Below are 25998 nucleotides of genomic sequence, written 5' to 3'. Positions count from 1 at the left end.
GTGGCTCTCAATCCTTGCTGGGCACAATCTGCACTTGCACGCCGCTGGCGCGCAGATGGGCGATGGCGGCTTCAATCCTGGCTGCATCGCCGCTGGCATACACCGCCAGCGAGCCAAAGGTCTGCTCCTGAATTTCATCAATCTGGCCGTGCAGTATGGACAGATCCAGGCCCAGCTCGCGGATCAGATGCGACAGAATCGGCTGATAGGCACTTTCGCCAGCGTACGACAGGCGCAAGAGCTGGCCTTGCTGGCCGGGCTGCAGCTGAGCCGCCAGTTGGCCCACGCGCTTCATCACGGACTCGGGCAGCTCCTGGGGCACGATTTCATCAATCAGGCTCTTGGTAATTGCCTGTTGCGGACGGGTGAACACCTCGATCACCGAACCCAGCTCGGCAATCTCGCCACCGTCAATCACGGCCACGCGGTCGGCGATCTGCTTGATCACCTGCATCTGGTGGGTGATCAAAACCACGGTCACGCCCAGCTCGCGATTGACCTTGCGCAGCAGATCAAGAATGGAACGGGTGGTTTCGGGGTCCAGCGCGCTGGTGGCCTCGTCGCTCAGCAGTACCTTGGGGTTGCTGGCCAGCGCCCGGGCAATACCCACGCGCTGCTTTTGCCCGCCCGAAATCTGTGCGGGATAGCGATCGGACAGATGGTCAAGACCCACCAGTTCCAGCAGCGGTGTGACGCGTTTGTAGATGTCGTCCTTGCTGGCACCGGCCAGCTCCAGTGGCAAGGCCACGTTGTCATAGACGGTGCGCGAGGACAGCAGGTTGAAATGCTGAAACACCATGCCGATATCGCGGCGCGCAGCACGCAGCTCTGCGTCCGAGAGCGTCATCAGATCGCGACCGTTGACCACCACCTGACCGCTGGTGGGACGGTTGAGCAGGTTCAGGCAGCGCACCAGCGAGCTTTTACCCGCGCCGGAGCGGCCGATGATGCCGAACACCTCGCCCGAGGCGATTTCCAGATGGATGTTGTGCAGTGCGTGCACCGGCCCTTTCGGACCTTTGTAAGTCAGGGATAGATCCCGAATTTCAATCATGAATAACGGCGCATCCCGCAGCAATGCTGCGCTGTGCGCTCTCAAAAAAGTAAATGATCCCGTGAGCGCCGCAAACACTGCGCGCACTCCACCTCATGTCTTGATTGCGGGCGGAGCAAGCCCCGACCCTAGCGATAACCCTCAACTATGCCTGAGTCTGCTCAAACCTGATGACAACTGGGACAAGTGGATACACGTAGAGCCACAGCCCCCAATGCGTGTCTCCCCTGTGTAAATGCTTGCGGCAGCAGCTTAATATGGCATCAACCTTCGACGCCTCAGAGCCTCACCCCGACCTTGCTCCCCGCAGCTGCAATGCCAACGACACCTCCGATTCGCACCGAATGCCCGCCAGGCTCCTGCATTTGCGAGCGCGAGAGATTGCTGGCCACTCCTGGCGCCGATTGGCGCATTCTCATGCTCACGCGCGAGGAAGAAAAGCGTCTGCTGCTGCGGCTGGAATCCATCAGCAGCTTGCAGGATCTGCGCCATATGCAACAGCGCATGGCCGAGCAACTGGGGCTGAGCATCAGCATAGGCCCGGGCCGGGCCGAAGTGCGCACCATGCGCGGCATACAGATCGAGATTACCGACCAGCCCGGCCTGTGCCGCAAGACCAGGCAAAGCATTCCCGCTGCCATCCGCAAGGGGCTGGAACGCAAGCCGGAGATCGCCTATGCCTTGCTGGATGCATACGATCTATTTGGCATGCCGGGTTGAGGAAAGGCTGCTTCAGTCCTGAATACATAGCAGCTAGCGCCTATGTTGATTGGCCTCAACCAACTTCGAACACTAATTTCTTATTCAAAGGCCCATAGCTGCGACAGTAGAGATTCCCCTCTCAATGCAGCCCCGGCGTCGCGCCATAAGAAAACCCGCTCTCCTTGCGAAAAGCGGGCAACCACAAGACTCTGACAAGCTTTAGCAAGGCCAGAGCCAGGTGAGGGGTCCATCACACCTGACTTCTACGCCTCAGTTGGACCTTTCAGATGGCCGCGCCAGCGGCCGTAGCATGGGTTTGAGCGCATCCGGCGTGTTGTCGAGCTCGGAAAGCGCATCCGCATGCGCATACAAAGCAGAGACAACGCCAGGCGGATAGACCTGATGCCGCTTGACCACTTCCAGCCGGGTGTATAGCGCGGAGGCTATGGCTTTTCGCTGTTCCGGCTGGTCCAGGTACGGGCCCCATATCGACTCTTCCATCAGTATTTCCAGAACCTGCAAGCGCTCTTCCAGCGTCAGTTTTTGACTGCCCATATCAACCATCCGTTTATGCCGTTTCAGGGATTTTTGGATTCGAGAATGCGTCGGCAGGACGGTGCGAGACAGTCGGTCAACAGAGCTGACGCCTAGGCCTTCACCGCCAGGATCGCGCTACCGGCTTTAAACAACGCGGTTCCCGCCTGGCCCACAGCCAAATCCAAATTGTCAGCACTCTCGTTAGTGACGACGGCCACCAACTGCTCACCGGCGTTCAAATTCAGCAGAACTTCGGAATTGACCGCACCCTTGTTCACTCGCGCCACAACGCCAGTCAACTGGTTTCTTGCAGAAAACCGCATGCCTTCTGCATCGGTCACCAGCACCACAGCCGATGCTTTGATCAGCGCCGTGACGGCAACACCTACATTCAAGGCCATGATTTCGCGGCTTGAGCGGGTGACGCTGGCCACAATCTTGATGCCTGAAACTGTTTGCAGTTCGATCTCGTCATTGACGCTGCCATCGCGAATGCTGGTCACCGTACCGGTCAATTGATTTCGTGCACTGGCTCTCATTTCGAACTCCTAAGCTGGTTTCTCTTGATGCATCTGAAGCGAAGTCATGCGCTGCAGTCTGCCGCGAGTGTATTTCAGAGGCGTGCGACGAGATTCGTTATATTCAACAGTATATTACGACATACTGCAGTTACCACCAAGCGAGGCCGAAGATGTTTGCACCCCCATTCAAGCGCAATCTGGGAGGATTGGATGTAACCGGCAGCAATGTGGCAAACCCGCCATCTGTCGGATGCTGTGAACACCACGGCCTTGATGTCGGCGCATGTGTTTCAAGTACGCGTGCCAAGCTTCATGAAATGGACACCCCCTTGCATTGCTCGATTGTGGGCAATTGCCTCAGCGCTGCTGAACTGCGAAAGCTCATGGCCAAGCACATCGCCGTCAAAGACCTCAGCGACCTCGAAATACATCACACGGCGGTGGTCATGGCGGGGCAGATCGGAGAGGTATCCAAGGCTCTGCACAAGGCGTTGGACCAGCGCCATGCGGGCGCCGTGAGAACCTTTTCAACGGCCAAGGATGAGACGGCCTTGACGGAGCGCTGGCGCGATGCCTGGGCACAGGGCGATATTACTGGTGCCTATTGGGCGGTGCTGACGCATAAGAAGACCACGGCAGACTTGCGCCAAATGGTATTTGGCGAGGTGCATATGCTTTCGCATCTGATGGCCGCGTCCAACCGCCATGAGTTGCAACGCTTCGTGGCGCTGGAAAAAGAAAATGCCGATCTTCGTGAACGTCTGGATCGCGAGCAACAGCGTAGGCAGCAACTGGTTCAGGAGCGCGACCAGATTGCAGAGCAAATGCGGCAACAGCTTGTGCGACTGGAAAACAGCGTTGCACAGTATCGGACTCAGTTGAGTGATCGTTGCGCTCCACCAGAAGCAAACCAATTGGTAGTGCTGCAGACCCAAAGACGAGAGCGCGCCGAGCAGCTGGCGCATGCGGCGCAAGAGCAGTTACTGCAGCTGCAAGAGCAGTTGGCACATTTGCAAAAGCATGGGCAATACCTGGCGGAGGAGCTGGCAGCAGCAGAAGCGGAGTTGCATCATCTCAGCGAGTTGCATAGCGGAGTAGTCGCTGCTGTCCGCCCGTCTGGTGAAAACAGCGCGACGCTACAGGCTCAACGGGTCCTCTACGTTGGCGGAAGACCCAGCTCTACCCCTTCGATTCGTGACTATGTATGCCGCCGAGGTGGGGAGTTTCTACACCATGACGGGGGCTTGGAGGACCGCAAAGGACTGCTGGACAGCCTGCTGCCACGCGCCAGCCTGGTTGTTTTTCCTGTGGACTGTGTAGACCATGACTCTGTCACCAAGCTCAAGCGCCTCAGCGAACGCCATCAGGTGCCCTTTGTTCCGCTACGAAGTGCCAGCTTGGCCTGCTTTGCCGCCACCCTCAAACGCGAGCTTGCGGATGATGTCAAGACTGCAGCACTCCGACCGCAGCTTTGCTTGCGACACAGCTAGTTTGCCGATACGCGAGACACGGGTATCGAAGAATTCAAGTTCCATGAACCAGCGCCAGCAGCTTTTGCATATCGGCTTTGCATGCTTCGAAAGCTTGTCGCTCGATGCCCCGGTAAAGCGCAAGCACTTGATGACCGGTTTCGGTAAGTTCCGACCCTCCGCCATGAGAGCCGCCTGTGGCTTTCGCTACAGCAGGAGAGCTCAGTCCTTGATTGAGTTCATCAACCAAAAGCCAGGCCCGACGGTAAGACATGCCCAGAGATTTCGCAGCGGCAGCTATGGATTTGCTTGCCTCTATCGCTTCCAAAAGCTCTATTTTTCCGGGGCCGATGGCATTGATGCCACCAACAACGACTCGCATGCGCAACTTCACAAAAGGGGCAAGGTTTTCAGCAGTTGGCACGACAGGTTTTGGCATATTGGTGCGTGAATAAAAGTGCGTTCCGCCAACAGGGCGGTAAAAGAATTGAAGGCGGGTGGAGCGCCCTGGAGGCCAAAGACAAGTAAGTGCCCCGGACGGGTCTCGCATCTTAAGGGCCTAGTCGAAACCAGTGGTTCATCCACCATGACGGTCTATTTCTCGGGCCCGAACTTGGGCACAAGTTTGTGCCAGATGTGCTGGCGTGTTGAGGCTTCAATAGAGCTGGCGCGCGCTTTCGGCCGCAGCCGTCAGACGGCTTGCCCAATAGCGGTCGTGCAAGGGATCCAGTGACTCAATACAGCGCTGGGTGCCGCCTTGCTTTTTGGTACAGGAGGCTCGGCAATACTGCCTAGACTGATGAAGCACGCCAAGTATTCACTGCTCGTCAGACCCAGTTGGACGCTGAGTATGGGGTCGAAGCAGCGCTCGCCACTGAGCGAGATGGCGCCGAAACCCAACTGGTGCGCTGCATTCATGAAATTCCCCAAAGCAGCGCCGGCCGTAAGCAATTGCTCACGTGCGGGGACTCGTGCCCTTGCTTTCGGCGATACAACAAAAGCGAGCAAGGCAGGACTGCGGGTCGCATGCTCGCGTGCCCGTTGGATATCGTCTCTAGATGCCAAAGGGTCGCGGCGCAGTTTCTCCTGCACGAACAGATCTGCCAAAGCTTCTCTTTGATCTGCTCCAAACGCAATGATGCGCCAAGGATGCAGGCCCCCATGATCTGGTGCACTGAGCGCAGCAACCGTCATCAATTCGATGGCTGCTGCATCTGGCGGCGGCGAGCATAAGCGCTTTGGAGAAATGGAACGGCGATCCAGCAATGGAGCCACCGCACGTTTTCTGCGCGATTCCGTGAAGCACTGTTCCAGCGTAGCCATCGCATTGGATAGCTGCTGGGCTTGTGCTATCACTTTTTTCCCTTCTACGGTGAAGCCTTGAAATGGAGATCCAGCCTTCACGAGTGCACAGCCATGTTCGCTCTCCGCTTTCTCCACCACCTTCAGCAACTCAAGCGTCGAAACTTCACAGGCTGCGGCGGCCTTGGCCCAGTCTTGCTCGCGATGCAAAGCCAGGAAGTAGGAAATTTGATTCGGCTTCATCGGCACCTCAGCCTCCTCTGTCGCGTGAGGAGATCATTTTTTCGGTCATGGATTGCTCAAGCTAAGTCGCAGAAATTCCATTGCAATAGTATGGAGCGACAAGTCTACATTCGCTATATCTCATTAAATATAACGAATGCATTCTTCTGTTTATTGCATTTCCATGGAAGCGACCGGAACTATTGAACGGAGACAGTTTTGCTATTGCGGCAATCCACGCATTGCTCACAATCTAGCAACACTGCTGTTCATTTGAGCATTTAGTTTAGAATTTATTGATCGGGAAAGCAGCCTCCCGTCCTGCAAGGGTAGACGGTGTCCCGTCCAAGCGCTGGGCATCCTCTATGGAGTTTTTATGGACACCGCTTTGCCCAGGTCGACCGACCCGGCCACCGCTCTCTCGCTCTCAGAAGCCCTGCGCTTTTGGTTGAAACTCGGTTTCATCAGTTTTGGCGGACCCGCAGGTCAGATTGCGCTCATGCACGAAGAACTTGTGGATCGCCGCCGATGGATTTCGGAGAAGCGCTTCCTCCACGCCTTGAACTACTGCATGCTGCTACCTGGGCCTGAAGCCCAGCAACTTGCAACCTACCTGGGCTGGCTGCTGCATCGAACATGGGGCGGCGTTTTGGCTGGCGTGCTCTTCGTTCTACCTTCGCTATTCATCATCATTGCTCTCGCCTGGCTGTACATGGCTCACGGTGACGTGCCAGTCATCGCGGGCTTTTTCTACGGCATAAAACCTGCGGTAACAGCACTCGTGGCACAGGCCGCCTACCGTGTGGGCTCCAGATCGCTTAAGAACAGTTGGCATTGGAGTATTGCTGCTGCGGCATTCCTTGCCATCTTTATGCTGAATGTTCCGTTTCCGCTGATCGTCATGGCGGCAGCCGCTGTCGGATTCTTGGGCAGCAAGGTGCGCCCCGAGGCTTTTGGCGGCGGCACCAGGCACGAAACAGGAACGAAGCCTTCGGAGATCAGGCCTGCACTCATAGACGACACAACCCCTGCCCCGCCTCATGCCAAGTTCACTTGGCGACGCTTCTGGTCCGTGCTTTTTGTCTGTGTGGCCCTGTGGGGAGGCGTCCTTGGCGTTCTTGCTGCGCTTTTCGGACCGCATTCACCGCTGGTGCAGATGGGGTGGTTTTTCACCAAAGCGGCACTCATGACCTTTGGCGGCGCTTATGCGGTGCTTCCCTATGTCTACCAAGGTGCAGTGGAAAATTTTCATTGGCTGACGGCGACGCAAATGATCGACGGCTTGGCCTTGGGTGAGACGACTCCCGGCCCTCTCATCATGGTGGTGAGCTTCGTAGCCTTCGTAGGCGGCTGGACCAAAGCCATCTTCGGGTCGGATTCACTGCTGCTGGCTGGAGTTGTAGCGGCAATGGTCGTGACCTTTTTTACTTTTTTACCGTCTTTCTTTTTCATTTTGATTGGCGGACCCTTCATTGAATCCACCCACGGCAAGCTGAAGTTCACCGCGCCACTGGTCGGCATCACCGCAGCAGTGGTGGGGGTCATACTGAACCTCGCGGTCTTTTTTGCCTATCACGTCATATGGCCTCGGGGTCTTGCCGGCAGCATCGATTGGGCGTCGATAGCGATAGGCGTGGCTGCGGCCGTTGCGTTATTGCGCTTTAAGGTCAATGTGATCTATGTCATTGTGGCTGCAGGCTTGACGGGACTGCTTGTACGCCTCTGACTCTAACCACAGCAGGGCCTGGGGTGGATAGAAGAGCATTCACTGTAGTGCGCCACCACGCTCACAGTGATTTCTATAAAGCCTCAAGCCATTCAATATCCATAAAACTCCTCGCTGCGCACATCGTCTTCATCAATACCTGCAGCTACCAGCATCTGCTGCATGGCAGCGACCATGGCAGGCGGCCCGGCCACATAGAAAATCGGATTGGTTAAGCCCTCGATAGCCTGTTGAACCCATGCACTGTCGATTTTTTGCGTATCTCCGCTCCAACTTTCAAAAGAGTGCGCCATATCGGTCATGGTGGCCTTGAGTCTAAATTTCGGATGCTGCTTTGCGAGCGCCTGAAGCTCGGAGAGAAACGCTGCATCTTCGGGGCGACGATTCGAATACAGCAGCAGTAGATCCTGCGGCGACCGCTGCATTGCCGCATGCCGCAGCATGCTCATGAAAGGTGTAACTCCAATTCCACCAGCAATGAGCACGCCCGCCCGCGCCGTGTTTTTGTGCAAGGTCAGCGAGCCGAACGGCCCATCTATATCCAGTTCAGCGCCCACGGGAAGAGCTCCAAGCGCGCGCTTGTAAACACTGTCCCTCATACGCGTGGCAAACATCAATTCGTTCTCGTGCGGCGCACTGACAATGGAAAACGCGTGACCACGCTCCTCCTGGCTTGCCTCGGAGCTTGCACCCGGCAGCAGGATCTCGAACGCCTGCCCAGGACGGAACTCGAACCCCGCCGGCTTGGCAAGATGAAACGCCATCGTGCCTTGCGCGACTTCTTGGCGCGCAAGAATTTTGCTGTGCTCTATGCCCATGGCCCACTCCTTGGTAATCGATAGATCTACACATTGGATGCCTGCACTGACTCCAATATTCCTGCTAATCGATAGCCAGCATGAGCAACGGGTTGAATTGGATGGATCTGGCCCTTGTCATTCCGAGCACCGTCCAGCCACTGCATCAGCCTGGATGGGCAAGATGCTCATTCACCTTGTCGAGGTTTCCGACATGCGAGTCCAGCATGCGCGCCAGATTCTGGTTGAGTACCGGGTCCTCGACCATGGGCAGCAGTTCTCTCAGCGTCTTGGCAACCCAGGCTTGCCCACGGTTCAGGAACGCAAGGCGCTCATTCACGTCGACGATAGCCATCGCTTTCTGGAAAAAATCGCCAGTGCGAGTGCTGGATTTCCCGTCCATCGCCCGGATCGCATGCAGCAGCATGGTGCACCATTGCACCTCATCGCGATAAACCGCTTCAACTAGACTACGCGTGCCCGGATCCTGGACTTGCGCCAGCGTCTGAGCCCCCGGCACGCTCGGCCTCCAACAGCTCGTTGAGGCTCTCAATCAGTTCTGCATTACGAGCACGCTCAAACTCCGGCGCGTAGCAGACGGGTGAACTCAGCTCGACCTCCGGAGGGTGCAAGCGATGCCATTCAAGCTGCGCATGCTGCATGATTTCCTCAATGCGCTCGGCCGCAGATGGACTGCTGGCGATATGCGCCACGCCCAGACCCGCATACAACGCCATGGCCTCGAAATCGCCGGTCATGGAGCGCAGCGGTGAGTCCGTACTGAACAGATAAATGGGGCGGCCTGCTTCCTCGCCTATTGGTTGCCGATGGGCCTGCGTATGCGGCACCATTCGCCACGCTGTTTCTCAGCACACGAACCACCGCATGCGCTGGCCAGTTGATGTGAAAGTCTTCGGTCAGCACCGTGTCCTGTACGGTTGCTTCGACAATCCGTTGCTTGTGATAAGCATGTGCAAATGACTTCTTGGTAGCTAGCAATGCGGCGCCCAATACCGCGGCCTTCGCGCCTTGCGAAAACAGGTGTGCCACGGTTTCACCGGCGGCAATCTCGCCCGCGGCAGCCACGGGAATATCCACCACGGCGGGCATATCCGCCAGTATTTTTCAGCGGTTGGCGCCCATAGACATGTCCAACCGCCTCGACACCTTGAACGATGAGCGCATCGACTCCCTCATGCCCTGCCCCATCAGTTACTCATGGCTCGTTAAACGCGCAACAATAGAAAAACGCTCCTAACTTCATAGCTATAAACCCTTATCTATTTTGGTCGGAATGGCGGGATTCGAGCTCGCGACAAGGCTGTTGCAAAAATAAGTTTCGGGCCAAGCTACCCCAGACCCCATACGTGACTAGGCCACTGCCTCTGCCGCAATTGCAGCGCACAGCTCGTCCCGGACCCGCTCCTCATCTCCTGCAGCAAATATGCCGATGAAGACCAGCACGGACTCCGTCAGTGAGTCCCGCTCTACATCTGTGATCCGCATGCGACCACCCACTACATGCAGCTCCTGAGGACGCGTTTTGCCCTGCATGCAAACGATGCCCTTGGCACGCAGCGTTCCAGCGGGAAGACCGCGCAGGGCCTGCTTGAGGCGCAGCTTGTCGAACTGTTCGCCCTGCATGCGAATCGAAAAGCTCGTGATTGCACAATGCAGTAGCGCATCCGACGCGCGCTTGCTCCAGCGCCGACCTGGCTGCGGACTCAGCAGTGTTGGAATGGATCGTTCGGGCCTGCTTTCTACATCGAGAAAGAGGGACATCGGAAGCATTCCGTGATCGGCTCTGAATTTCACGGCATGTGGTGCGATACGCGACAGCAATTCGCCAGCTGCCGCAATGTCGCTCTCGCGGGCGAGATCACATTTGGACAGCACCAATGCTGTAGCACCAGCCATCTGCTGGCGCACCATGTCACCGATTAGCGGGTCCGCCAGATGCCGCTGCAACCCGAGGACATCGGCGAGCACCACGATGGAATTCAAACGGAATGCACGATCAAGCATTCCGACCTGCGCTATGCGCAGCGGATCGGAAACACCGCTGGCCTCGATCACGAGCAGGTCCGGTCGATCCGCGCGTTCACTGATCTCGGCGAGCGCCTGCACCAGCTTGTCGCCAATCGAGCAGCAGACGCAACCGTTCTCCAGCTGAATCACATCGTCACTTCGCGTGCGAATGAGCGCCGCATCGATGTTGATCTCGCCAAAGTCGTTCACCAGCACCGCCACACGCAGATCACCGGATTGCGTGAGCAAGCGGTTGAGCATGGTAGTTTTGCCTGCGCCAAGATAGCCGCCGACGACGACCATCGGAATGGGAGCATGTTGCTTGGCCTGCATGATCATCGAGCAGTCAAATCCGGTCAGCAGCGTGGTGCCGCAAAGGCCCTGCCGCCGAGCACCGTGCCCCACACCTGCACGTCTTTCAGACGCTCGACTGGCACGCTGCTTGGATCGTCCTCCAGCACTGCAAAATCCGCCATTTTTCCCTGCTCGATGCTGCCAATCATGTGCTCCAGCTTCAGCGTCTTGGCCGCGCCAAGCGTCACGGCATGCAGTGCGTCGGAAACTGACAGGCGCTCGCTTTCACCGAGAATCTTGCCGCTTGCGCTGGCCCGATGTGCCGCACACCAGGCGGTGAACAGCGGGTTGAGCGGCGTGATCGGCGCATCGGAGTGCAGCGAAAACGTGATGCCCAATTGCCGCGCCGTCTCCGCCGGATTCATGCGTGCAGCCCACTGCGGCCCCACGGTCTGACTGGAATGTGCGTCGCCCCAATAGTAGAGGTGGTTGGAGAAGAAGTTGATGCACATGCCCAGCTTCGCTGCACGTTCAAGCTGGGCCCGGTCGGCCAGCTGGCAATGCTGCAGCGTGTGGCGATGATCGTCGCGCGGATGCGCAGCAAGCATCTTCTCGATCACGTCGAGCACCACTTCCGTGGCCTCGTCGCCATTGGTGTGGATGTGCAGTTGCAAACCCGCCGTGTGGAAAGGCGTGAACAGATCCTGCAGTTGCGATGGCGGAATCAGCCACAGACCGTTGGGCTGGCCGCCGAAATAACCCGGCTCGCGCAGCCGCGCGGTGAAGCCCTGGATCGAGCCATCGACAATGAACTTGACTGGGCCAAAGCGCAGCTTGTCGGTCTGATCCCCGATGGCCTGCAACACGCGCGCTGCGCCACCATCGGGATTGCGCTGCGGTGCAAATGCGGGCACCACGCGCATGGGATATTGAGGGTCTGCCGTCACCTGGTGCAGCGTTTCAAGACCTGCCCGCGTCAGATCGCTCACCAGATCAGTCGCTGTGGTCACGCCCGCGAGCTGCGCGACACGGCCGAACTTCCACACGGCCTCGGCCTGCTCGGCCGCAGCCAGCGTCATCGACTTGCCGAGCAGCTTCTGCACCGGGAACATCGCGGCGAACTCCTGCAGCTCGCCCGTGGGCTGGCCGTCCGCATCCTTGTGCACGCCGTCGATGTCGGTGTCTTCATCGATGCCTGCCTGCGCCAGCATCACGGAGTTCACATTCATCAGATGCACGCTCGCATGCATGATGACGATGGAGCGAGTGGCGGACACCGTGTCCAGTTCCTTGACCGACAGACGTTCGGTGCCGAACAGAATCGGATCAAAGCCCCAGCCCAGCAGCGGCGCATCGGCATCGCTCATGCGCACCTCGGCCTCCTTGAGGCGCGCAAGCACCGCTTCCAGCGTGCGCAGGCCTGTCCACAGCTTGCCATCCGGATCACGCCGATCGAAGTAGCCCAGATAGATCGCATCCCACATCGCGCCTTCCATCAGATGGCAGTGGGCTTCTATCAGACCGGGCATCAGCACCTTGTCGCGAAAGGTGTCCACTGGTTGCGCATCGGGCCATGCCGCCATGTCGGCGGCGTTGCCGACCGCCAGGATCTTGCCGTTCTGCACGGCCACATGCGTGGCCTCTGGCTGCTGCACGTTCATGGTGAGCACCTTACGCGCGGCAAACACCTGCACCGTATCGTTGGGGTTTGAATGGCCTGTCTCTTTTTTCATTTGCATATCCAACTCTTGCGGTTCTCTAATTCGATCAAGCCATTCCCAAACGCACCACGGGACGCGGCAGAGCCACGTGCAGAGCGAACATCACCGCCACGTTGGCAGCAAGGCTGATGAGGCCCAGATTGAAACCACCGAAATCGGGCTGCACCACATACATCACGATGGCCGACACCTGCCCCACCAGAATGCCCATGGCCACGGCAGCCGGACGCACCTTGCGCTTGAACAGGATCACCAACATGCCGGGGAAGAACTGCGTGACGCCGTAATACGCCGTGTTGATCAGCGTGAGCATCAGATTTGGCGTGAAGAGCGTCATCACGATGGACATCATCAGATAGATGACGATCACGATCTTGGAAGCGAACTTCTGCTTTTGCTCAGGCATCGATGGAATCAGATTGCGTGTGACGATAGGGCCGATCGCCAGGCAGATACCCGCGAGCACCAACAGCCCAGACAGCGCAGCCCCTGCCGCCACCAAGCCCAGCAACCAACCCGGCAGCAGGCGGATGGCCGCAGCAAAGAAGGCTTCATTGGGCGATGCGAGCTGCAGGTTCTGGCTGATGGCGTAGTACGACGCAAGCACCAGGAACGGGTACATCAGCATGTACAGCGGCATCACGATCTGCGTGCGGCGAATGGTGTTCGCGCTCTTGGCCGTGAAGAAGTTCTGGATTGCGAACGGCATCATGTAGAAACCCATCGCCTGAAAGAAGATGGTGCTCATCGAGAACCGCAACTCGGTCGGATTCATGTGGTTGCTTACCTGCTTGCTGGCCGCTTCGAACACATCGGCGACGCCTGCATGCATGGCCACCGCAAGACCGACGACAATGATCGCCACCAGCATCACGACGTCCTTGAGGATGGCGATGTATGACGTGGCCCGCACGCCCGAAATGGCGATGTAGGTGAACGCAAGCGCAGCGGAGATCAGCACCAGATGCAGTGGCGTGAAGTTCCAGCCCAGCCCCTTGAGTGCAGCCACGAGGCCCGTGAACTGCAACTGCCCCCACGGCAGCAGAAACAGAATCGCCGAACCCGCAACGATCAGTTCCAGCGCGCGGCTCTTGTAGTGGCCCTTGAACAGATCGGGCAAGGTGATCGCGTTGAAGCGCGCACCCGCCTCCCAGATCTTCGGACCAAGGAAGTAGCCAAGCGGATAGGCCAGCAGGATGTAGCCGAGGAACCAGACGCCGTAAGTTGGGCCCTTGGCGTAGATGCCGCCCGGAAATCCCACCATGGTGCCGATGCTGTAGACCTCTCCGGCCGCCAGGAAGAACACCAGCCACGCGCCAAACTGCCGCGAAGCCACAAAGAAGTCATGCACGCTCTGTGATTCGCCACCGCCCTTGCGCGAGCGGATGGCCAGATAGAGGGAGTAAAGAATGACGCCGAGAAAAACGAGTGAAGCCATCATGATGCTGCTCCTTGACTTCAGTGCTGGTCGACGGCCACATCGGGCTCGTGACGATCGAACAGATGCCACACCGCGTACATGCACCCGGAGGTGAGCACGAACCAGATGAAGATCCACATGTAGATGAACGGCACGCCGAACACAAAACGGTCAACCGAAGCGACCCACGGAAGCAGCCCGACTACCGCAAGGTACGGTATCCCGAGCCCAATGAACACCTTGAGCATGTGTTGTCTCCTGATTTACTTGTCTGTCTACTATCGAAAAAAATCGAATGGCAGTTCTTTGCCGCCTTATGAAATCAGATAGTAGAAACAACGTTCATATAATTCAAATGCAAATATCAATTAAAAAGCATGAGAGAAAATTATGGATTCGCAAAAGCTCAAGCACCTGCTGGCCATCGTTGACCATGGAACCTTCTCTGACGCAGCGCGAGCGGTCCACCTCACCCAGCCCGCGTTAAGTCGCAGCATCCGGTCGCTGGAAGACGAACTCAAGGCGCAGCTCTTTGATCGCGGCGCAAGGCGCGCAAGGCTCACGGGCTTCGGCGAGCTGGTGGCCGAGCGTGCAAGACGCATCCGCCTTGAAATGACGCAATTGCAGCGCGACATAGAACTGCTACGCGGCGCTCAGGAAGGCCAGCTCAACGTCGGCTTCGCACCTGGCCCGGCCGCGTTGCTACTCACGCCGTTTCTCATCCACATGGCACAGAAGCACCCACGCATCAAGGTTCGCACCGAAGTCAGCTCCACCCAAACACTGCTAAAAAGCCTATCCCACGAAAGCATCGATGCCATCGTCGGCGACGGCTATATCCTTCGCGCCGCCGGGAACGACGTGGAATTCGAGCCATTGGGCGACCTGCACGCAGGCCTCGTCTGCCGCGCCAGCCACCCGATCCTGAGCGAGTCCGTCATCGACTTTGACACCATCCGCCGCTACCCACTGGCGACCACCACGCTGAGCACCGCCATCACCCGCGGCCTCACCCACCTATGGGGCCCCGAAGCCGAGCAGGACAGGCTCTTCACCCTACACTGCAACGATCTGGAAACCTTGCGCCAAGTCACCCTGGCCAGCGACACAATGCTCTTCGGCATCCTCGCAGTCACCAGACAGGAGCGAGCCAATGGCACCATCGTCGAAGTCCCCATCACCCCAGACCCTGGCAGCTACGGCCACTACGGCATCGCGCGCACCACAGGCCGCACACTCTCCCCCGTGCTGGAGTTGCTGTACTCATTTACACGACACTATTGGGCTGCGATGTAGGCCTTCATGCGGCTGCTGATGTTGCGCGAAAACTATTGCGCCCCAAACGAAAAACTCCAGCTCATTTCTGAACCGCGTTGTTGCATCAATCTGTTTTAGGTCGAGTGACCCCAACCCCAGAGGAAGTTAGGCCACGCCGTCCGCCTGAGGACGGCCCAGTTCAGCGAATCGTTTGAGAATGGCGGCACGGATGTGCAGCTCGTTGACCAGGCGCTCAGAAGTTCTAGACATGACCCGCTCGCCCAGTCGCTTGATGCAGTTCATTTGGGTCTCAACCAGGCTGCCCTAGGGGCCCTATTTGCAAAACGAGGAGATATCGGGAGTGATGTGTCTTGAGCAGTCCCAGACGCATTGGCTTTTGCCTGGAAGCCTGCGCCGCGCCCCTGCAGCCAGACACGACTCAATAGAAAAAGGGCTCCTAACTTCATAGCTAGGAGCCCTTATCTAGTTTGGTCGGAATGGCGGGATTCGAACTCGCGACCCCTTGCACCCCATGCAAGTGCGCTACCAGGCTGCGCTACATTCCGAAGACTTGAATTATACACAGAAATTCAAAGCTCAAAGTGAAAGCAATGCTTTGATCTGCAAAAGCTCTTCTTTGATCCCTTGCATGCAGAGCGCCGGTACGGCTCCCAAAGGCTTGGAGGCAAGCACTTCCTCCAGCAATTGCGACTGCAGCGCAGCCTGTTCGCTTTCTGCGGCAATGCCCAGCGCTGCCTCGTTGGCCGTCGAGCGGCCGGCCAGACCTGTCTCGCGCAAGCGGTTGCGAGCGCCGCTGATGGTGAAACCCTGCTCGTACAGCAGCTCACGGATTCTGCGCACCATCAGCACTTCATGGTGCTGGTAGTAGCGCCGGTTGCCGCGGCGTTTCATGGGTTTGAGCTGGGTGAATTCCTGCTCCCAATAGCGCAGCACATGGGGCTTTACCTCACACAGATCCGCCACCTCACCAATGGTGAAGTAGCGCTTGGCTGGAATGGCAGGCAGATGTGAAGCCATGTCGGTTGCAGTCAATGGATGCAAGTTACCGGGAAGTAAAGATGAGCAATATAGCGCGAAGAGCTGACAAGCCGGACTTCAATTGCTTGAAGCAAGACTGGTCAGCTCTACGACAGGCCAGGTTCCATTCGATGGTGTACTTGGCCTGCAGCGCAATTGTGCGATTGCGCGCCTTCAGCGTTGGCTAGGCGCCGCTTAAGCGCCGGGCTTTTCCGCCTGAATCAATTCCTTGAGCTTGCTGCTGGCGTGGAAGGTAACCACGCGGCGGGCAGCAATCGGAATCAGCTCGCCGGTACGCGGATTGCGGCCGGGGCGCGGTGCCTTGGTGCGAATCTGGAAATTGCCAAAACCCGAGAGCTTGACATCTTCCCCATCCACCAGACTTTGGGAGATCAGATCGAAAAACGCATCAACCATATCCTTGGCTTCGCGCTTGTTCAAACCGATTTCTTCAAACAACAGATCGGCCAGTTGCGCCTTGGTCAGCGCGGGGCTGTCAATGCTTTCAACAGCAAGCTCCATGGGGCGATCTCCTTGTGGATTGAACATCATCAGCGCAAACGTGCTGCGGCACGCTCTTGCAATTGGGCCAGCACGGCTTGCACCGTCTGCTCGATTTGCGCATCGGCCAGAGAACCTTCGTCGCTCATCAGCGTCAGGCGTACGGCCAGGCTTTTCTCGTCCTGGGCCAGGCTGCCTGGAGCCGCTTCTTCGCCAGCCTTGAGCTTTTTGGCGCGGAACACGTCAAACAGCACGGCATTGCGCAAGATGCCATCGGATTTGGCGGCAAAGATCGCATCCATGATTTGCGCATGGGTTACGGCTTCCTTGACCACGACGGCAATGTCGCGCTCCACGGCCTGGTGCTTGGCTACGGGCTTGAAGACGGGCACTTCGCGGGCCAGCACAGCATCGAGTTCCAGCTCGAACAGGATAGGCGCTTGCGCCAGATCCCAGCCTTGACGCCACTTGGGGTGCAACTCGCCCACAAAGCCGATGGCCTTGCCGCCCAGCAACACGCGGGCGCAGCGGCCGGGGTGCATGGCTGGGTGTTCTGCGGGCTCGAACGTAGGCTTGAATGGCGCCAACAAGGCTTCCACATCACCCTTGACGTCGTAGAAGTCCACCTTGGTTTCGGCTTTACCCCATTGCTGCTGGTCGGCAGCGCCGTAGGCGAGCCCTGCCACGCGCATGGGCTGGTAAAAGCCCTTGACGGTGGTGTCGGACTCGACCACGGAGTCATCCTTGAAGAACACGCGACCCAGTTCGAACACGCGCACGCGCTGGGCCTTCCGGTCCACGTTGAACTTCAAAACCTGCAGCAAAGAGCCCAGCAACGACGAGCGCATCACGCTCAAATGGCTGGCAATGGGGTTGAGCAGCTTGATGGCGTTGTGGTTACCGGCCAGCTCCTGCTCCCACTTTTCTTCAACAAAGCTGAAGTTGATGGTTTCCTGATAACCCAGACCGGCCAGTTCACGGCGCACGCCGAACGGGCTGCGCTGGTTCTCGGCGCGCAACTTGGGCGAGATGGGCGCCAGCGGCTTGGTGGTAGGCAGGTTGTCGTAACCGATCATGCGGGCCACTTCTTCGATCAGATCTTCTTCCAGATTGATGTCGAAGCGGAAAGTGGGCGCAGTCACGCTGATCACGCCTTCAGACGCCACCGTCGCGGGCAGACCCAGGCCGTTCAAGGCATCCAGGCATTGCTGCTGGGTCACGGCCATGCCGATGACCTTGGCCGCACGGGCCACGCGCAGTTGCACGGTCTTGGCGGCCGGCATGTTCGGCTGTTGGTCGTCCATGGCGCCGACTTGCGTCTCGGGCGTGCCGCAGATCTCCAGCACCAGCGCCGTGATGCGCTCGATGTGCTCGACGGTGAACTCGGGGTCCACACCACGCTCGAAACGGTGGCCGGCGTCGGTAGAGAAATTGAAGTGGCGCGAACGGCCGGCCACCGCCTTGGGGAACCAGAACGCCGCTTCGATATAAATGTTCTTGGTGTCGTCCGACACGGCGGTCGCATCGCCGCCCATGATGCCAGCCAGGGATTCGACCTGCTGGTCGTCGGCGATCACACCGACGGGGATGAAGTCGTCGATCTCGATGGTGTTGCCATTGAGCAGCTTGAGCGTTTCGCCCTGCTTGCCCCAACGCACGTTCAGGCCGCCGCTGATCTTGTCCAGATCAAAGATATGGCTGGGGCGACCCAGCTCGAACATCACGTAGTTGGAGATGTCCACCAGGGGCGAGACGCCGCGCTGGCCACAGCGGGCCAGACGATCCAGCATCCACTGGGGCGTCTTCACCTGGGTGTTCACATTGCGCACGATGCGGCCCGAGAAGCGACCGCACAGATCGGTGGCTTCAATCTTCACGGGCAGCTTGTCTTGCAAGGCCACAGCCGCCTGCGGGAACGACAGCGCCTTCAAAGGTGTGCCGGTCAGCGCCGACAGCTCGCGAGCCACGCCGTAGACCGACAGGCAGTGCGCCAGATTGGGCGTGAGTTTCAGCGTGAACAGCGTGTCGTCCAGATTCAGGTACTCGCGCACGTTCTGGCCCAGAGGCGCATCCAGCGGCAGCTCCAGCAGGCCGCCGGTATCGTCGGCAATGCCCAGCTCCTTGGCCGAGCACAGCATGCCAAAGCTTTGCACGCCGCGCAGCTTGCCGATCTTGATCATGAAGGGCTTGCCATCTTCGCCGGGCGGCAGTGCAGCGCCCACGGTGGCGCAGGGAATGCGGATGCCCACGCGCGCGTTGGGCGCACCACAGACGATGTTCAGCAGCTCGGGGCCGCCCACATCGACTTGGCAGATGCGCAGACGGTCAGCGTCGGGGTGCTGCACGGCTTCCTTGATTTCACCAACCACGATGCCGGTGAAAGGAGGAGCGACAGGGTCCAGCTCTTCGACTTCCAGGCCGGCCATGGTCAGGGTGTCGGCCAGCTCTTGGGTCGTCAGCTTCGGGTTGCAGTATTCGCGCAACCAGGATTCAGGAAATTGCATAGTCAGACTCTTTGGCGTTCAGGCCAGTTGCCACAGGGGAATCAACTGGCTGTATGGCGATCTTGCTTTCAAAAAAGGAGCTGCTTGTGCTTTTCGCGCCTGGATTTCTGATTGTTTTATATTGGAAATCCTTAAGGAATCAGCGCAGCCAGCTCACTTTTTCATTGCTGAAATTGCGACAGGAAACGGATGTCGCCGTCGAAGAACAGGCGCAGGTCGTTCACGCCATAACGCAGCATGGTCAGGCGATCGGGGCCCATGCCGAAGGCAAAGCCGATGTACTTTTCGGGGTCCAGACCCATGTTGCGCACCACGTTGGGGTGCACCTGGCCGGAGCCCGCCACTTCCAGCCACTTGCCGGCCAAGGGGCCGCTCTGGAACTGGATGTCGATTTCAGCCGAAGGCTCGGTGAAAGGGAAGAAGCTGGGGCGGAAACGCAGCACCAGATCATCCGATTCAAAAAAGGTCTTGCAGAAGTCGGTGAACACCACCTTCAAGTCCTTGAAGCTCACGTTCTCGCCAATCCACAGGCCTTCGCACTGGTGGAACATGGGCGAGTGGGTGGCGTCCGAGTCCACACGGTAAGTGCGGCCGGGAGCAATCACGCGGATCTCGGGCATGGTCTGGCCGGCGTCGAGCTGATTGCGGTATTTCTTCACATGCTGCACCGCATGACGCACCTGCATGGGGCTGGTGTGCGTGCGCAGCAAATTGGGCGCCTGCTTGGTACCGCCTTCCACATAGAAGGTGTCGTGCATGGAACGAGCAGGATGGTCTTCGGGCGTGTTCAGCGCCGTGAAGTTGAACCAGTCGGATTCAATCTCTGGGCCTTCGGCCACATCAAAACCCATGGAGCCAAAAATGCCCTCGATGCGTTCCAGCGTCAGCGACACGGGATGCAGACCACCGGTGCCGCGACGACGGCCGGGCAGCGTCACGTCCAGCACTTCAGCCTTCAGGTGAGCTTGCAGTTCGGCATCAGCCAGGGCTTGGCGGCGAGCGGTCAAAGCGGCTTCAATCGCTTGCTTGGCCACGTTGATGGCAGCACCGCGCGATTTTTTCTCTTCGACGGAAAGCTGCGCCATGCCCTTCATGAGCTCGGTCATCTTGCCCGACTTGCCCAGAAACTGCGCCTTGGCATTTTCCAGATCGGCAGGGGTTTGTGACTGCGCAAACAGCTGTTTAGCGCTTTCGACCAGAGAATCCAACTCGTTCATATCGACTCTTTATCGACGTTAATTACCCAAGACAGTCCTCGTTTCAACACCACCGCTTCACATGAAGCGCGAGCGCCAGGACCATCTCAGCGACAAAAAAACAAGGGCTAGTGCCTTTTCAAGCCCTAGCCCTTGCTGTTTGTGCACCAGCAGCTACTAAATTAAGAGTAACTACCGATCGTGACCTCAGGCAGCCAGCTTGGCCTTGACTTGGTCGACGATAGCTGCAAAAGCAGCCTTGTCGTGCACAGCGATATCGGACAGCATCTTGCGGTCGATTTCGATGGCAGCCTTCTTCAGGCCGTTGGCGAATTGGCTGTATGTCAGACCCAGTTCGCGTGCAGCGGCGTTGATACGGGCGATCCACAGTTGGCGGAACACGCGCTTCTTGTTACGACGGTCACGGTAGGCGTATTGGCCTGCCTTCATCACCGCCTGCTTGGCGACGCGGAAGACATTGCCGCGACGACCGCGGAAACCCTTAGCAAGGGCGATTACTTTTTTGTGACGGGCACGGGCCGTTACACCACGTTTGACGCGAGGCATGTTATTACTCCTTGTTCGTCAGTGAATTAAAGGCCCATGCCGGGCAGCATTTGTGCAACGGAGGCCATGTTGGTCTCATGCACATTCACTGCACCACGCAGGTGACGCTTGTTCTTGGTGGTCTTCTTGGTCAAGATGTGACGCTTGAAGGCTTGACCGCGCTTGACGGTACCACCTGGACGAACGCGAAAACGCTTCTTCGCGCTGCTCTTGGTCTTCATTTTGGGCATGTGAATGCTCCTATACATTGTGCTCGTGAGGCGGCGCACAACACTGCACGCACTTCGCTAGCCACCGAGGCACTTATGCATGGGCTCAAGAAAAACCTGAGCCCATGTTTTGCAGGCAAGCCTGCAAATTCTGCGGTCTGGAACAAGTTGCCAAGCCATGACCGACTTTTGCTTTCGCCTTGAGCGCGCCAGCGGCGCAGCAAAAACAAAAGTGGGCCGCTTGCGCCAACCCACTTCTGCCATCAAGGCAAACCGAGATTATGCCTTATCTGCCTCTGCTGGTGCAGAAGCGGCTGCGTCACCCTGGGGTTTTGCAGCAACAACAGGCTTTTTGTTGCGGGAAGGAGCCACCATCATGATCATCTGACGGCCTTCCAGCTTGGGGAATTGCTCCACCTGAATGGTGTCCGACAGGTCGTCACGCAGGCGGTTGAGCAGGTCCAGACCCAGCGATTGATGGGTAATTTCACGGCCGCGGAAACGCAGCGTGACCTTCACCTTATCGCCTTCCGCCAGGAAACGGCGGATATTGCGCAACTTGATGTTGTAGTCACCATCATCGGTACCGGGACGGAATTTCACTTCCTTGATGTCGATGACAGTCTGCTTGGCCTTGGCCTCAGCTGCCTTCTTCTGTTCCTGGTACTTGAACTTGCCGTAATCCATCAAACGGCAGACCGGGGGATTGGCCGTAGCGGCAATTTCCACCAGATCGACATCCAGCTCACCAGCCATGCGCAGCGCTTCCTGAAGCGACACGATACCCAGCGGCTCATTTTCAGGACCCGACAGACGCACTTCAGGCGCCATGATTTCTCGGTTCAGACGGTGCTTGCGCTCTTCACGGTGGCGCCGATCGCGAAATTCAGTAGCTATGGTTTTCACCCTTGGATTTAAATGGCTACAACAGCGTAGCCGCTTGCGTGCACTGCACGCAAGCCAGCTAGCCACAACAAAGTCTCTTTGTATCAGGCCTTGGCCGCGATGTCGTTAGAGAGCAGCTCAATAAAGGCCTCGACCGACATCACACCGAGGTCTTTATTACCTCGGGCGCGCACTGCAACCGCACCAGCTGCCTTCTCTTTGTCGCCTGCGACAAGGATATAAGGCAGCTTCTGCATGGAATGCTCGCGTATTTTATACGTAATCTTTTCGTTGCGCAGATCTGTCACCACTCTAAGGGATTGATTCGGCAATGCTTTTTGCAGCTTTTGCGCGACTTCCTGAGCGTAGTCCGCCTGTGCATCCGTGATATTGAGCACGGCTGCCTGGGCGGGAGCCAGCCAGGCAGGCAGCGCGCCGGAGTGGTGCTCAATCAAAATGCCGATGAAGCGCTCCAGCGAACCCAGGATGGCGCGGTGCAGCATGATGGGGCGGTGACGCTCGCCGTCTTCGCCCACAAATTCGGCATCCAGACGCTCGGGCAAGTTGGGATCGACCTGAATCGTGCCGCACTGCCATTCACGGCCCAGCGCGTCCTTCAAGGTGTACTCGATCTTGGGACCGTAGAACGCACCTTCGCCAGGCAGGTACTCAAAGTCGCAACCGGATGCGCGCAGGCCTTCGGCCAGGGCGTGCTCGGCCTTGTCCCAGTCTTCATCAGTACCGATGCGCTTTTCGGGGCGAGTCGAGAGGCGGTACAGAATGTTGGTGAAACCAAAGTCTGCATAGACTTTTTGCAGCAGGGCCGTGAAGGCTGTCACCTCGGCCTGGATCTGGTCTTCGGTACAGAAGATGTGGCCGTCATCCTGCGTGAAGGCACGCACACGCATGATGCCGTGCAGCGAACCCGTGGGCTCGTTGCGGTGGCAGTTGCCGAACTCACCAAAGCGCAGCGGCAGATCGCGGTAGCTCTTGATGCCTTGCTTGAAGATGATGATGTGGCCCGGGCAGTTCATGGGCTTCAAGGCATATTCACGCTTTTCCGAATCGGTCGTGAACATGTTTTCGCGGTACTTGTCCCAGTGACCGGTCTTCTCCCACAGGGTCTTGTCCAGAATCTGAGGCGCTTTCACTTCCTGATAGCCGTTGTCCTGGTAGACCTTGCGCATGTACTGCTCGACCTGTTGCCAGACCGACCAGCCCTTGGGATGCCAGAACACGGTGCCTGGCGAGTGCTCGTCGATGTGGAACAAATCCAGTTCGCGGCCCAGCTTGCGATGGTCGCGCTTTTCGGCTTCTTCCAACCGGAACAGATAGTCCTTGAGCTCGTCCTTGGTGGCCCAGGCCGTGCCGTAAATGCGCTGCAGCATTTCATTGCGATGGTCGCCGCGCCAGTAAGCGCCAGCCACCTTCATCAGCTTGAAGTGCTTGAGCTTGCCGGTGCTGGGCACGTGGGGGCCGCGACACAGGTCTTCAAACGCACCTTCGCGGTACAGGCTCACATCCTCGTTGCTGGGAATGGAGGCAATGATCTCGGCCTTGTAGTTCTCGCCCAGGCTCTTGAAGTAGGCCACGGCTTCATCGCGCGGCAACACGCGGCGCTGCACAGGCTCATCCTTGTTGACCAGCTCGGTCATGCGCTTTTCAATGGCGACCAAGTCCTCGGGGGTAAAGGGGCGCTTGTACGAGAAGTCGTAGAAGAAGCCGTTTTCGATCACGGGGCCGATGGTGACCTGCGCCTCGGGGAACAGCTCCTTGACGGCATAAGCCAGCAAGTGAGCTGTGGAGTGACGAATCACTTCCAGGCCATCAGCATCCTTGGCTGTCACGATGGACAAGGGCATGTCCTGGTCGATCACAAAGCTGGTGTCCACCACCTTGGCATCGTCACCCGTGCCGACCTTGCCGGCCAGAGCCGCCTTGGCCAGGCCGGAGCCAATCGAGGCCGCGACTTCAGCGACCGAGACCGGGCCTGGATATTCGCGCTTGGAACCATCGGGGAGCGTGATGTTGATCATGAAATTCCTTGTCTGAGCAAATTCTTGTAAGAGGAGAAAGCCTGAGCTTGATCTGCTTGCTGCTGGCCCACCGCCAGAATGCAAAAAAGCGCGGAACTAGTCCGCGCTTTGATGAGGGTATCGAGATGACTCGTGCAGGCGCGAACCGCCAGCTGCCTTTAGCAGCTGAAATACATCTCCGATGTAGTTCGCGGTGTCATAACCAGCATGCCTTTCTCGCCCTTGAAAATTGTTGATGGATAAATGCTGGGTCGCATTTTAACCCGGCAATAAAAAAAGCGCCCGAGACACAAGCCCCGGGCGCCATAACCCCACTATTTACAACCTATGCAGTTTCACGACTCCTTGCGGATCAATGGAACTGCTCTTCCTCGGTAGAGCCAGTCAGCGCCTTGACGCTGGAGCTGCCACCTTGAATCACCGTGGTCACATCATCGAAGTAACCGGCACCCACTTCCTGTTGGTGCGACACGAAGGTGTAGCCTTGCTCGCGGGCTGCGAATTCGGGCTCTTGCACCATGTTCACGTAGTGCTTCATGCCTTCGCCTTGAGCGTATGCATGGGCGAACTTGAAGCTGTTGAACCAGTTGATGTGAATGCCGGCCAGTGTGATGAACTGGAACTTGTAGCCCAGAGCAGACAGGTCTTCCTGGAAGGATGCGATCTGGCTGTCGTTGAGGTTCTTCTTCCAATTGAACGATGGCGAGCAGTTGTAGCTCAGCAGCTTGCCGGGGCAGGCAGCATGCACGGCTTGGGCAAACTCACGGGCAAAGCCGATATCGGGCACACCGGTTTCGCACCACACCAGATCGGCGTAAGGAGCGTAGGCCACACCACGGCTGATGGACTGCTCCAGACCGTTCTTGACGCGATAGAAGCCTTCTTGCGTACGTTCGCCGGTCAGGAAAGGCTTGTCGTTGGCATCGTGGTCGCTGGTGATCAGGTTGGCGGCTTCCGCATCGGTACGGGCCAGCACAATGGTGGGCACGCCCATCACGTCAGCAGCAAAGCGGGCCGCAATCAGCTTTTCGCAGGCTTCTTGCGTGGGCACCAGCACCTTGCCGCCCATGTGGCCGCACTTCTTTACGGCAGCCAGCTGGTCTTCAAAGTGAACGCCGGATGCACCCGCAGCGATCATGTTCTTCATCAGCTCGAAAGCGTTGAGCACACCGCCGAAACCAGCTTCCGCATCGGCCACGATGGGCAGGAAGTAGTCGATGAATTCCTTGTCGCCGGGGTTCACGCCACGGCCCCACTGGATTTCATCGGCACGCTTGAAGGTATTGTTGATGCGGCGCACCATGGTGGGCACCGAGTCATAAGCGTACAGCGACTGGTCGGGGTACATGGTTTCCGAGGTGTTGCCGTCGGCAGCCACTTGCCAGCCCGACAGATACACGGCTTCCAGACCGGCCTTTGCTTGTTGCATGGCCTGACCGGCGGAGATGGCGCCGAAGGCATTCACATAGCCCTTCTTGGCATCGCCGTTGATCTTTTCCCACAGCTTTTCTGCACCGCGTTGAGCCAGGGTGTGCTCGGGCTGCATGCTGCCGCGCAGACGCACCACATCGGCGGCGGAGTAACCACGCTTCACGCCCTTCCAACGGGGGTTTTGTGCCCAGTCCTTCTCGAGGGCGGCGATTTGCTGTTCACGGCTCAGTTGCTGGTTCAGAGATTGGGGCATGTTGCACTCCTTTGATGTTGAAGCAAGGTGACTCGGGTGTTCGTCCTTGGAATCAAATTTACGAGCAATCGGGCATTGCAGCAACTCTTGTGTCTTATAAAAGACTAAATATTTTAATCAATTAAAACAACAAGTTATTTTTATATTTCTCAATATGAAAATTGATTTCTCATATTGAGAAAAATTGCGGCAATGCAACATTCCGATATTTCACAATACGAAACCGTATACCGTTTCAGTGAAAAATATACACGCATCGTATGAATGCACTAGTCACATTCAGGTTCAGACAAACGGCTGCATTGCTGCTGCAAATATCTGACCCGGT

General features: G+C 57.8%; 25 protein-coding genes, 1 tRNA gene and 2 pseudogenes. 4 read left to right on the top strand and 24 right to left on the bottom strand.

Features of this window, described 5'->3' with window-relative positions:
* Window positions 1-7 precede the first annotated feature (7 nt).
* Window positions 8-1054 carry a methionine ABC transporter ATP-binding protein gene (locus EAO39_RS09400; protein ID WP_120967153.1) on the bottom strand — a complete coding sequence of 349 codons (1047 nt, stop codon included), beginning with the start codon at window positions 1052-1054 and terminating at the stop codon, window positions 8-10.
* A gap of 315 nt (window positions 1055-1369) precedes the next feature.
* Here EAO39_RS09400 and EAO39_RS09395 point away from each other — a divergent pair, with 315 nt between their 5' ends.
* Window positions 1370-1774, top strand: a complete 405-nt coding sequence (locus tag EAO39_RS09395) for a hypothetical protein (protein ID WP_120967152.1) — start codon at window positions 1370-1372, stop codon at window positions 1772-1774.
* Window positions 1775-2026: 252 nt separating this feature from the next.
* Here EAO39_RS09395 and EAO39_RS09390 read toward each other — a convergent pair whose 3' ends face one another.
* Both EAO39_RS09390 and EAO39_RS09385 read right to left on the bottom strand, forming a co-directional pair.
* Complete coding sequence (locus EAO39_RS09390) at window positions 2027-2311, bottom strand: hypothetical protein (protein ID WP_120970875.1); 285 nt, start codon at window positions 2309-2311, stop codon at window positions 2027-2029.
* A 92-nt stretch (window positions 2312-2403) separates the two neighbouring features.
* Entirely contained in the window at window positions 2404-2832 is a 429-nt protein-coding gene (locus tag EAO39_RS09385) for a TOBE domain-containing protein (RefSeq protein ID WP_120967151.1), read from the bottom strand.
* Window positions 2833-2984: 152 nt separating this feature from the next.
* Here EAO39_RS09385 and EAO39_RS09380 point away from each other — a divergent pair, with 152 nt between their 5' ends.
* Window positions 2985-4304, top strand: coding sequence for a DUF2325 domain-containing protein (locus tag EAO39_RS09380; RefSeq protein WP_120967150.1), 1320 nt, complete (start codon window positions 2985-2987; stop codon window positions 4302-4304).
* 34 nt (window positions 4305-4338) lie between these two features.
* Here EAO39_RS09380 and EAO39_RS09375 read toward each other — a convergent pair whose 3' ends face one another.
* Window positions 4339-4665: a LysR family transcriptional regulator gene (locus EAO39_RS09375; protein WP_120967149.1), complete on the bottom strand. Its 327-nt coding sequence runs from the start codon at window positions 4663-4665 to the stop codon at window positions 4339-4341.
* Between the two features lie 308 nt (window positions 4666-4973).
* Window positions 4974-5828: a nitroreductase gene (locus EAO39_RS09370; protein ID WP_120967148.1), complete on the bottom strand. Its 855-nt coding sequence runs from the start codon at window positions 5826-5828 to the stop codon at window positions 4974-4976.
* Between the two features lie 355 nt (window positions 5829-6183).
* On the opposite strand from EAO39_RS09370, the gene chrA reads away from it, so the two are divergent.
* Complete coding sequence (gene chrA / locus EAO39_RS09365) at window positions 6184-7533, top strand: chromate efflux transporter (protein ID WP_120967147.1); 1350 nt, start codon at window positions 6184-6186, stop codon at window positions 7531-7533.
* A 92-nt stretch (window positions 7534-7625) separates the two neighbouring features.
* Here the strand turns inward: chrA and EAO39_RS09360 are convergent, their stop codons facing one another.
* From EAO39_RS09360 to EAO39_RS09330, 8 genes and pseudogenes are all read right to left on the bottom strand, one after another.
* Window positions 7626-8351, bottom strand: coding sequence for an FAD-dependent oxidoreductase (locus EAO39_RS09360; protein WP_120967146.1), 726 nt, complete (start codon window positions 8349-8351; stop codon window positions 7626-7628).
* Window positions 8352-8496: 145 nt separating this feature from the next.
* A complete protein-coding gene (locus tag EAO39_RS09355) occupies window positions 8497-8772 on the bottom strand; it encodes a DUF6306 domain-containing protein (protein WP_240467084.1) in 276 nt (91 codons plus the stop codon).
* A gap of 28 nt (window positions 8773-8800) precedes the next feature.
* A complete protein-coding gene (locus EAO39_RS22925) occupies window positions 8801-9181 on the bottom strand; it encodes a hypothetical protein (protein ID WP_240467123.1) in 381 nt (126 codons plus the stop codon).
* A gap of 112 nt (window positions 9182-9293) precedes the next feature.
* Window positions 9294-9440, bottom strand: a pseudogene (locus EAO39_RS22920) (nitronate monooxygenase); the annotation flags it as partial.
* Window positions 9441-9701: 261 nt separating this feature from the next.
* Window positions 9702-10691, bottom strand: a complete 990-nt coding sequence (locus EAO39_RS09345) for a CobW family GTP-binding protein (RefSeq protein ID WP_120970873.1) — start codon at window positions 10689-10691, stop codon at window positions 9702-9704.
* A 23-nt stretch (window positions 10692-10714) separates the two neighbouring features.
* Window positions 10715-12385, bottom strand: a complete 1671-nt coding sequence (locus tag EAO39_RS09340) for an amidohydrolase (protein WP_120967144.1) — start codon at window positions 12383-12385, stop codon at window positions 10715-10717.
* Window positions 12386-12419: 34 nt separating this feature from the next.
* On the bottom strand, window positions 12420-13811 hold the full coding sequence (locus EAO39_RS09335; RefSeq protein WP_120970871.1) for a sodium:solute symporter family protein: 1392 nt from the start codon (window positions 13809-13811) through the stop codon (window positions 12420-12422).
* Between the two features lie 20 nt (window positions 13812-13831).
* Entirely contained in the window at window positions 13832-14041 is a 210-nt protein-coding gene (locus tag EAO39_RS09330; protein ID WP_120967143.1) for a DUF3311 domain-containing protein, read from the bottom strand.
* A gap of 142 nt (window positions 14042-14183) precedes the next feature.
* Here EAO39_RS09330 and EAO39_RS09325 point away from each other — a divergent pair, with 142 nt between their 5' ends.
* Window positions 14184-15089 carry a LysR family transcriptional regulator gene (locus EAO39_RS09325; protein ID WP_120967142.1) on the top strand — a complete coding sequence of 302 codons (906 nt, stop codon included), beginning with the start codon at window positions 14184-14186 and terminating at the stop codon, window positions 15087-15089.
* Window positions 15090-15215: 126 nt separating this feature from the next.
* Here EAO39_RS09325 and EAO39_RS09320 read toward each other — a convergent pair.
* The 11 genes and pseudogenes from EAO39_RS09320 to aceA all read right to left on the bottom strand — a co-directional run.
* Window positions 15216-15371 (bottom strand): annotated as a pseudogene (locus tag EAO39_RS09320) (IS5/IS1182 family transposase); the annotation flags it as partial.
* 168 nt (window positions 15372-15539) lie between these two features.
* Window positions 15540-15616: transfer RNA gene (locus tag EAO39_RS09315), tRNA-Pro, on the bottom strand.
* Between the two features lie 31 nt (window positions 15617-15647).
* Entirely contained in the window at window positions 15648-16088 is a 441-nt protein-coding gene (locus EAO39_RS09310; protein WP_120967141.1) for a MerR family transcriptional regulator, read from the bottom strand.
* A 195-nt stretch (window positions 16089-16283) separates the two neighbouring features.
* Window positions 16284-16610 carry an integration host factor subunit alpha gene (locus EAO39_RS09305; RefSeq protein ID WP_120970869.1) on the bottom strand — a complete coding sequence of 109 codons (327 nt, stop codon included), beginning with the start codon at window positions 16608-16610 and terminating at the stop codon, window positions 16284-16286.
* Window positions 16611-16639: 29 nt separating this feature from the next.
* Window positions 16640-19093, bottom strand: a complete 2454-nt coding sequence (gene pheT / locus EAO39_RS09300) for a phenylalanine--tRNA ligase subunit beta (protein WP_120967140.1) — start codon at window positions 19091-19093, stop codon at window positions 16640-16642.
* Window positions 19094-19254: 161 nt separating this feature from the next.
* Window positions 19255-20310 carry a phenylalanine--tRNA ligase subunit alpha gene (pheS, locus tag EAO39_RS09295; protein WP_120967139.1) on the bottom strand — a complete coding sequence of 352 codons (1056 nt, stop codon included), beginning with the start codon at window positions 20308-20310 and terminating at the stop codon, window positions 19255-19257.
* Between the two features lie 186 nt (window positions 20311-20496).
* Window positions 20497-20856: a 50S ribosomal protein L20 gene (rplT, locus tag EAO39_RS09290; protein ID WP_120967138.1), complete on the bottom strand. Its 360-nt coding sequence runs from the start codon at window positions 20854-20856 to the stop codon at window positions 20497-20499.
* Between the two features lie 26 nt (window positions 20857-20882).
* Window positions 20883-21086, bottom strand: a complete 204-nt coding sequence (rpmI, locus tag EAO39_RS09285; RefSeq protein ID WP_120967137.1) for a 50S ribosomal protein L35 — start codon at window positions 21084-21086, stop codon at window positions 20883-20885.
* Window positions 21087-21344: 258 nt separating this feature from the next.
* Window positions 21345-21971 (bottom strand): translation initiation factor IF-3, encoded by a 627-nt coding sequence (gene infC, locus EAO39_RS09280; protein WP_120967136.1) that lies wholly within the window; start codon window positions 21969-21971, stop codon window positions 21345-21347.
* 83 nt (window positions 21972-22054) lie between these two features.
* Window positions 22055-23986 carry a threonine--tRNA ligase gene (thrS, locus tag EAO39_RS09275; protein ID WP_120967135.1) on the bottom strand — a complete coding sequence of 644 codons (1932 nt, stop codon included), beginning with the start codon at window positions 23984-23986 and terminating at the stop codon, window positions 22055-22057.
* A 352-nt stretch (window positions 23987-24338) separates the two neighbouring features.
* Entirely contained in the window at window positions 24339-25670 is a 1332-nt protein-coding gene (gene aceA, locus EAO39_RS09270; protein ID WP_120967134.1) for an isocitrate lyase, read from the bottom strand.
* Window positions 25671-25998 lie beyond the last annotated feature (328 nt).

Source organism: Comamonas sp. lk (assembly GCF_900564145.1).
GTDB lineage: Bacteria > Pseudomonadota > Gammaproteobacteria > Burkholderiales > Burkholderiaceae_C > Comamonas.
This window is presented reverse-complemented; position numbering and strand designations above follow the sequence as displayed.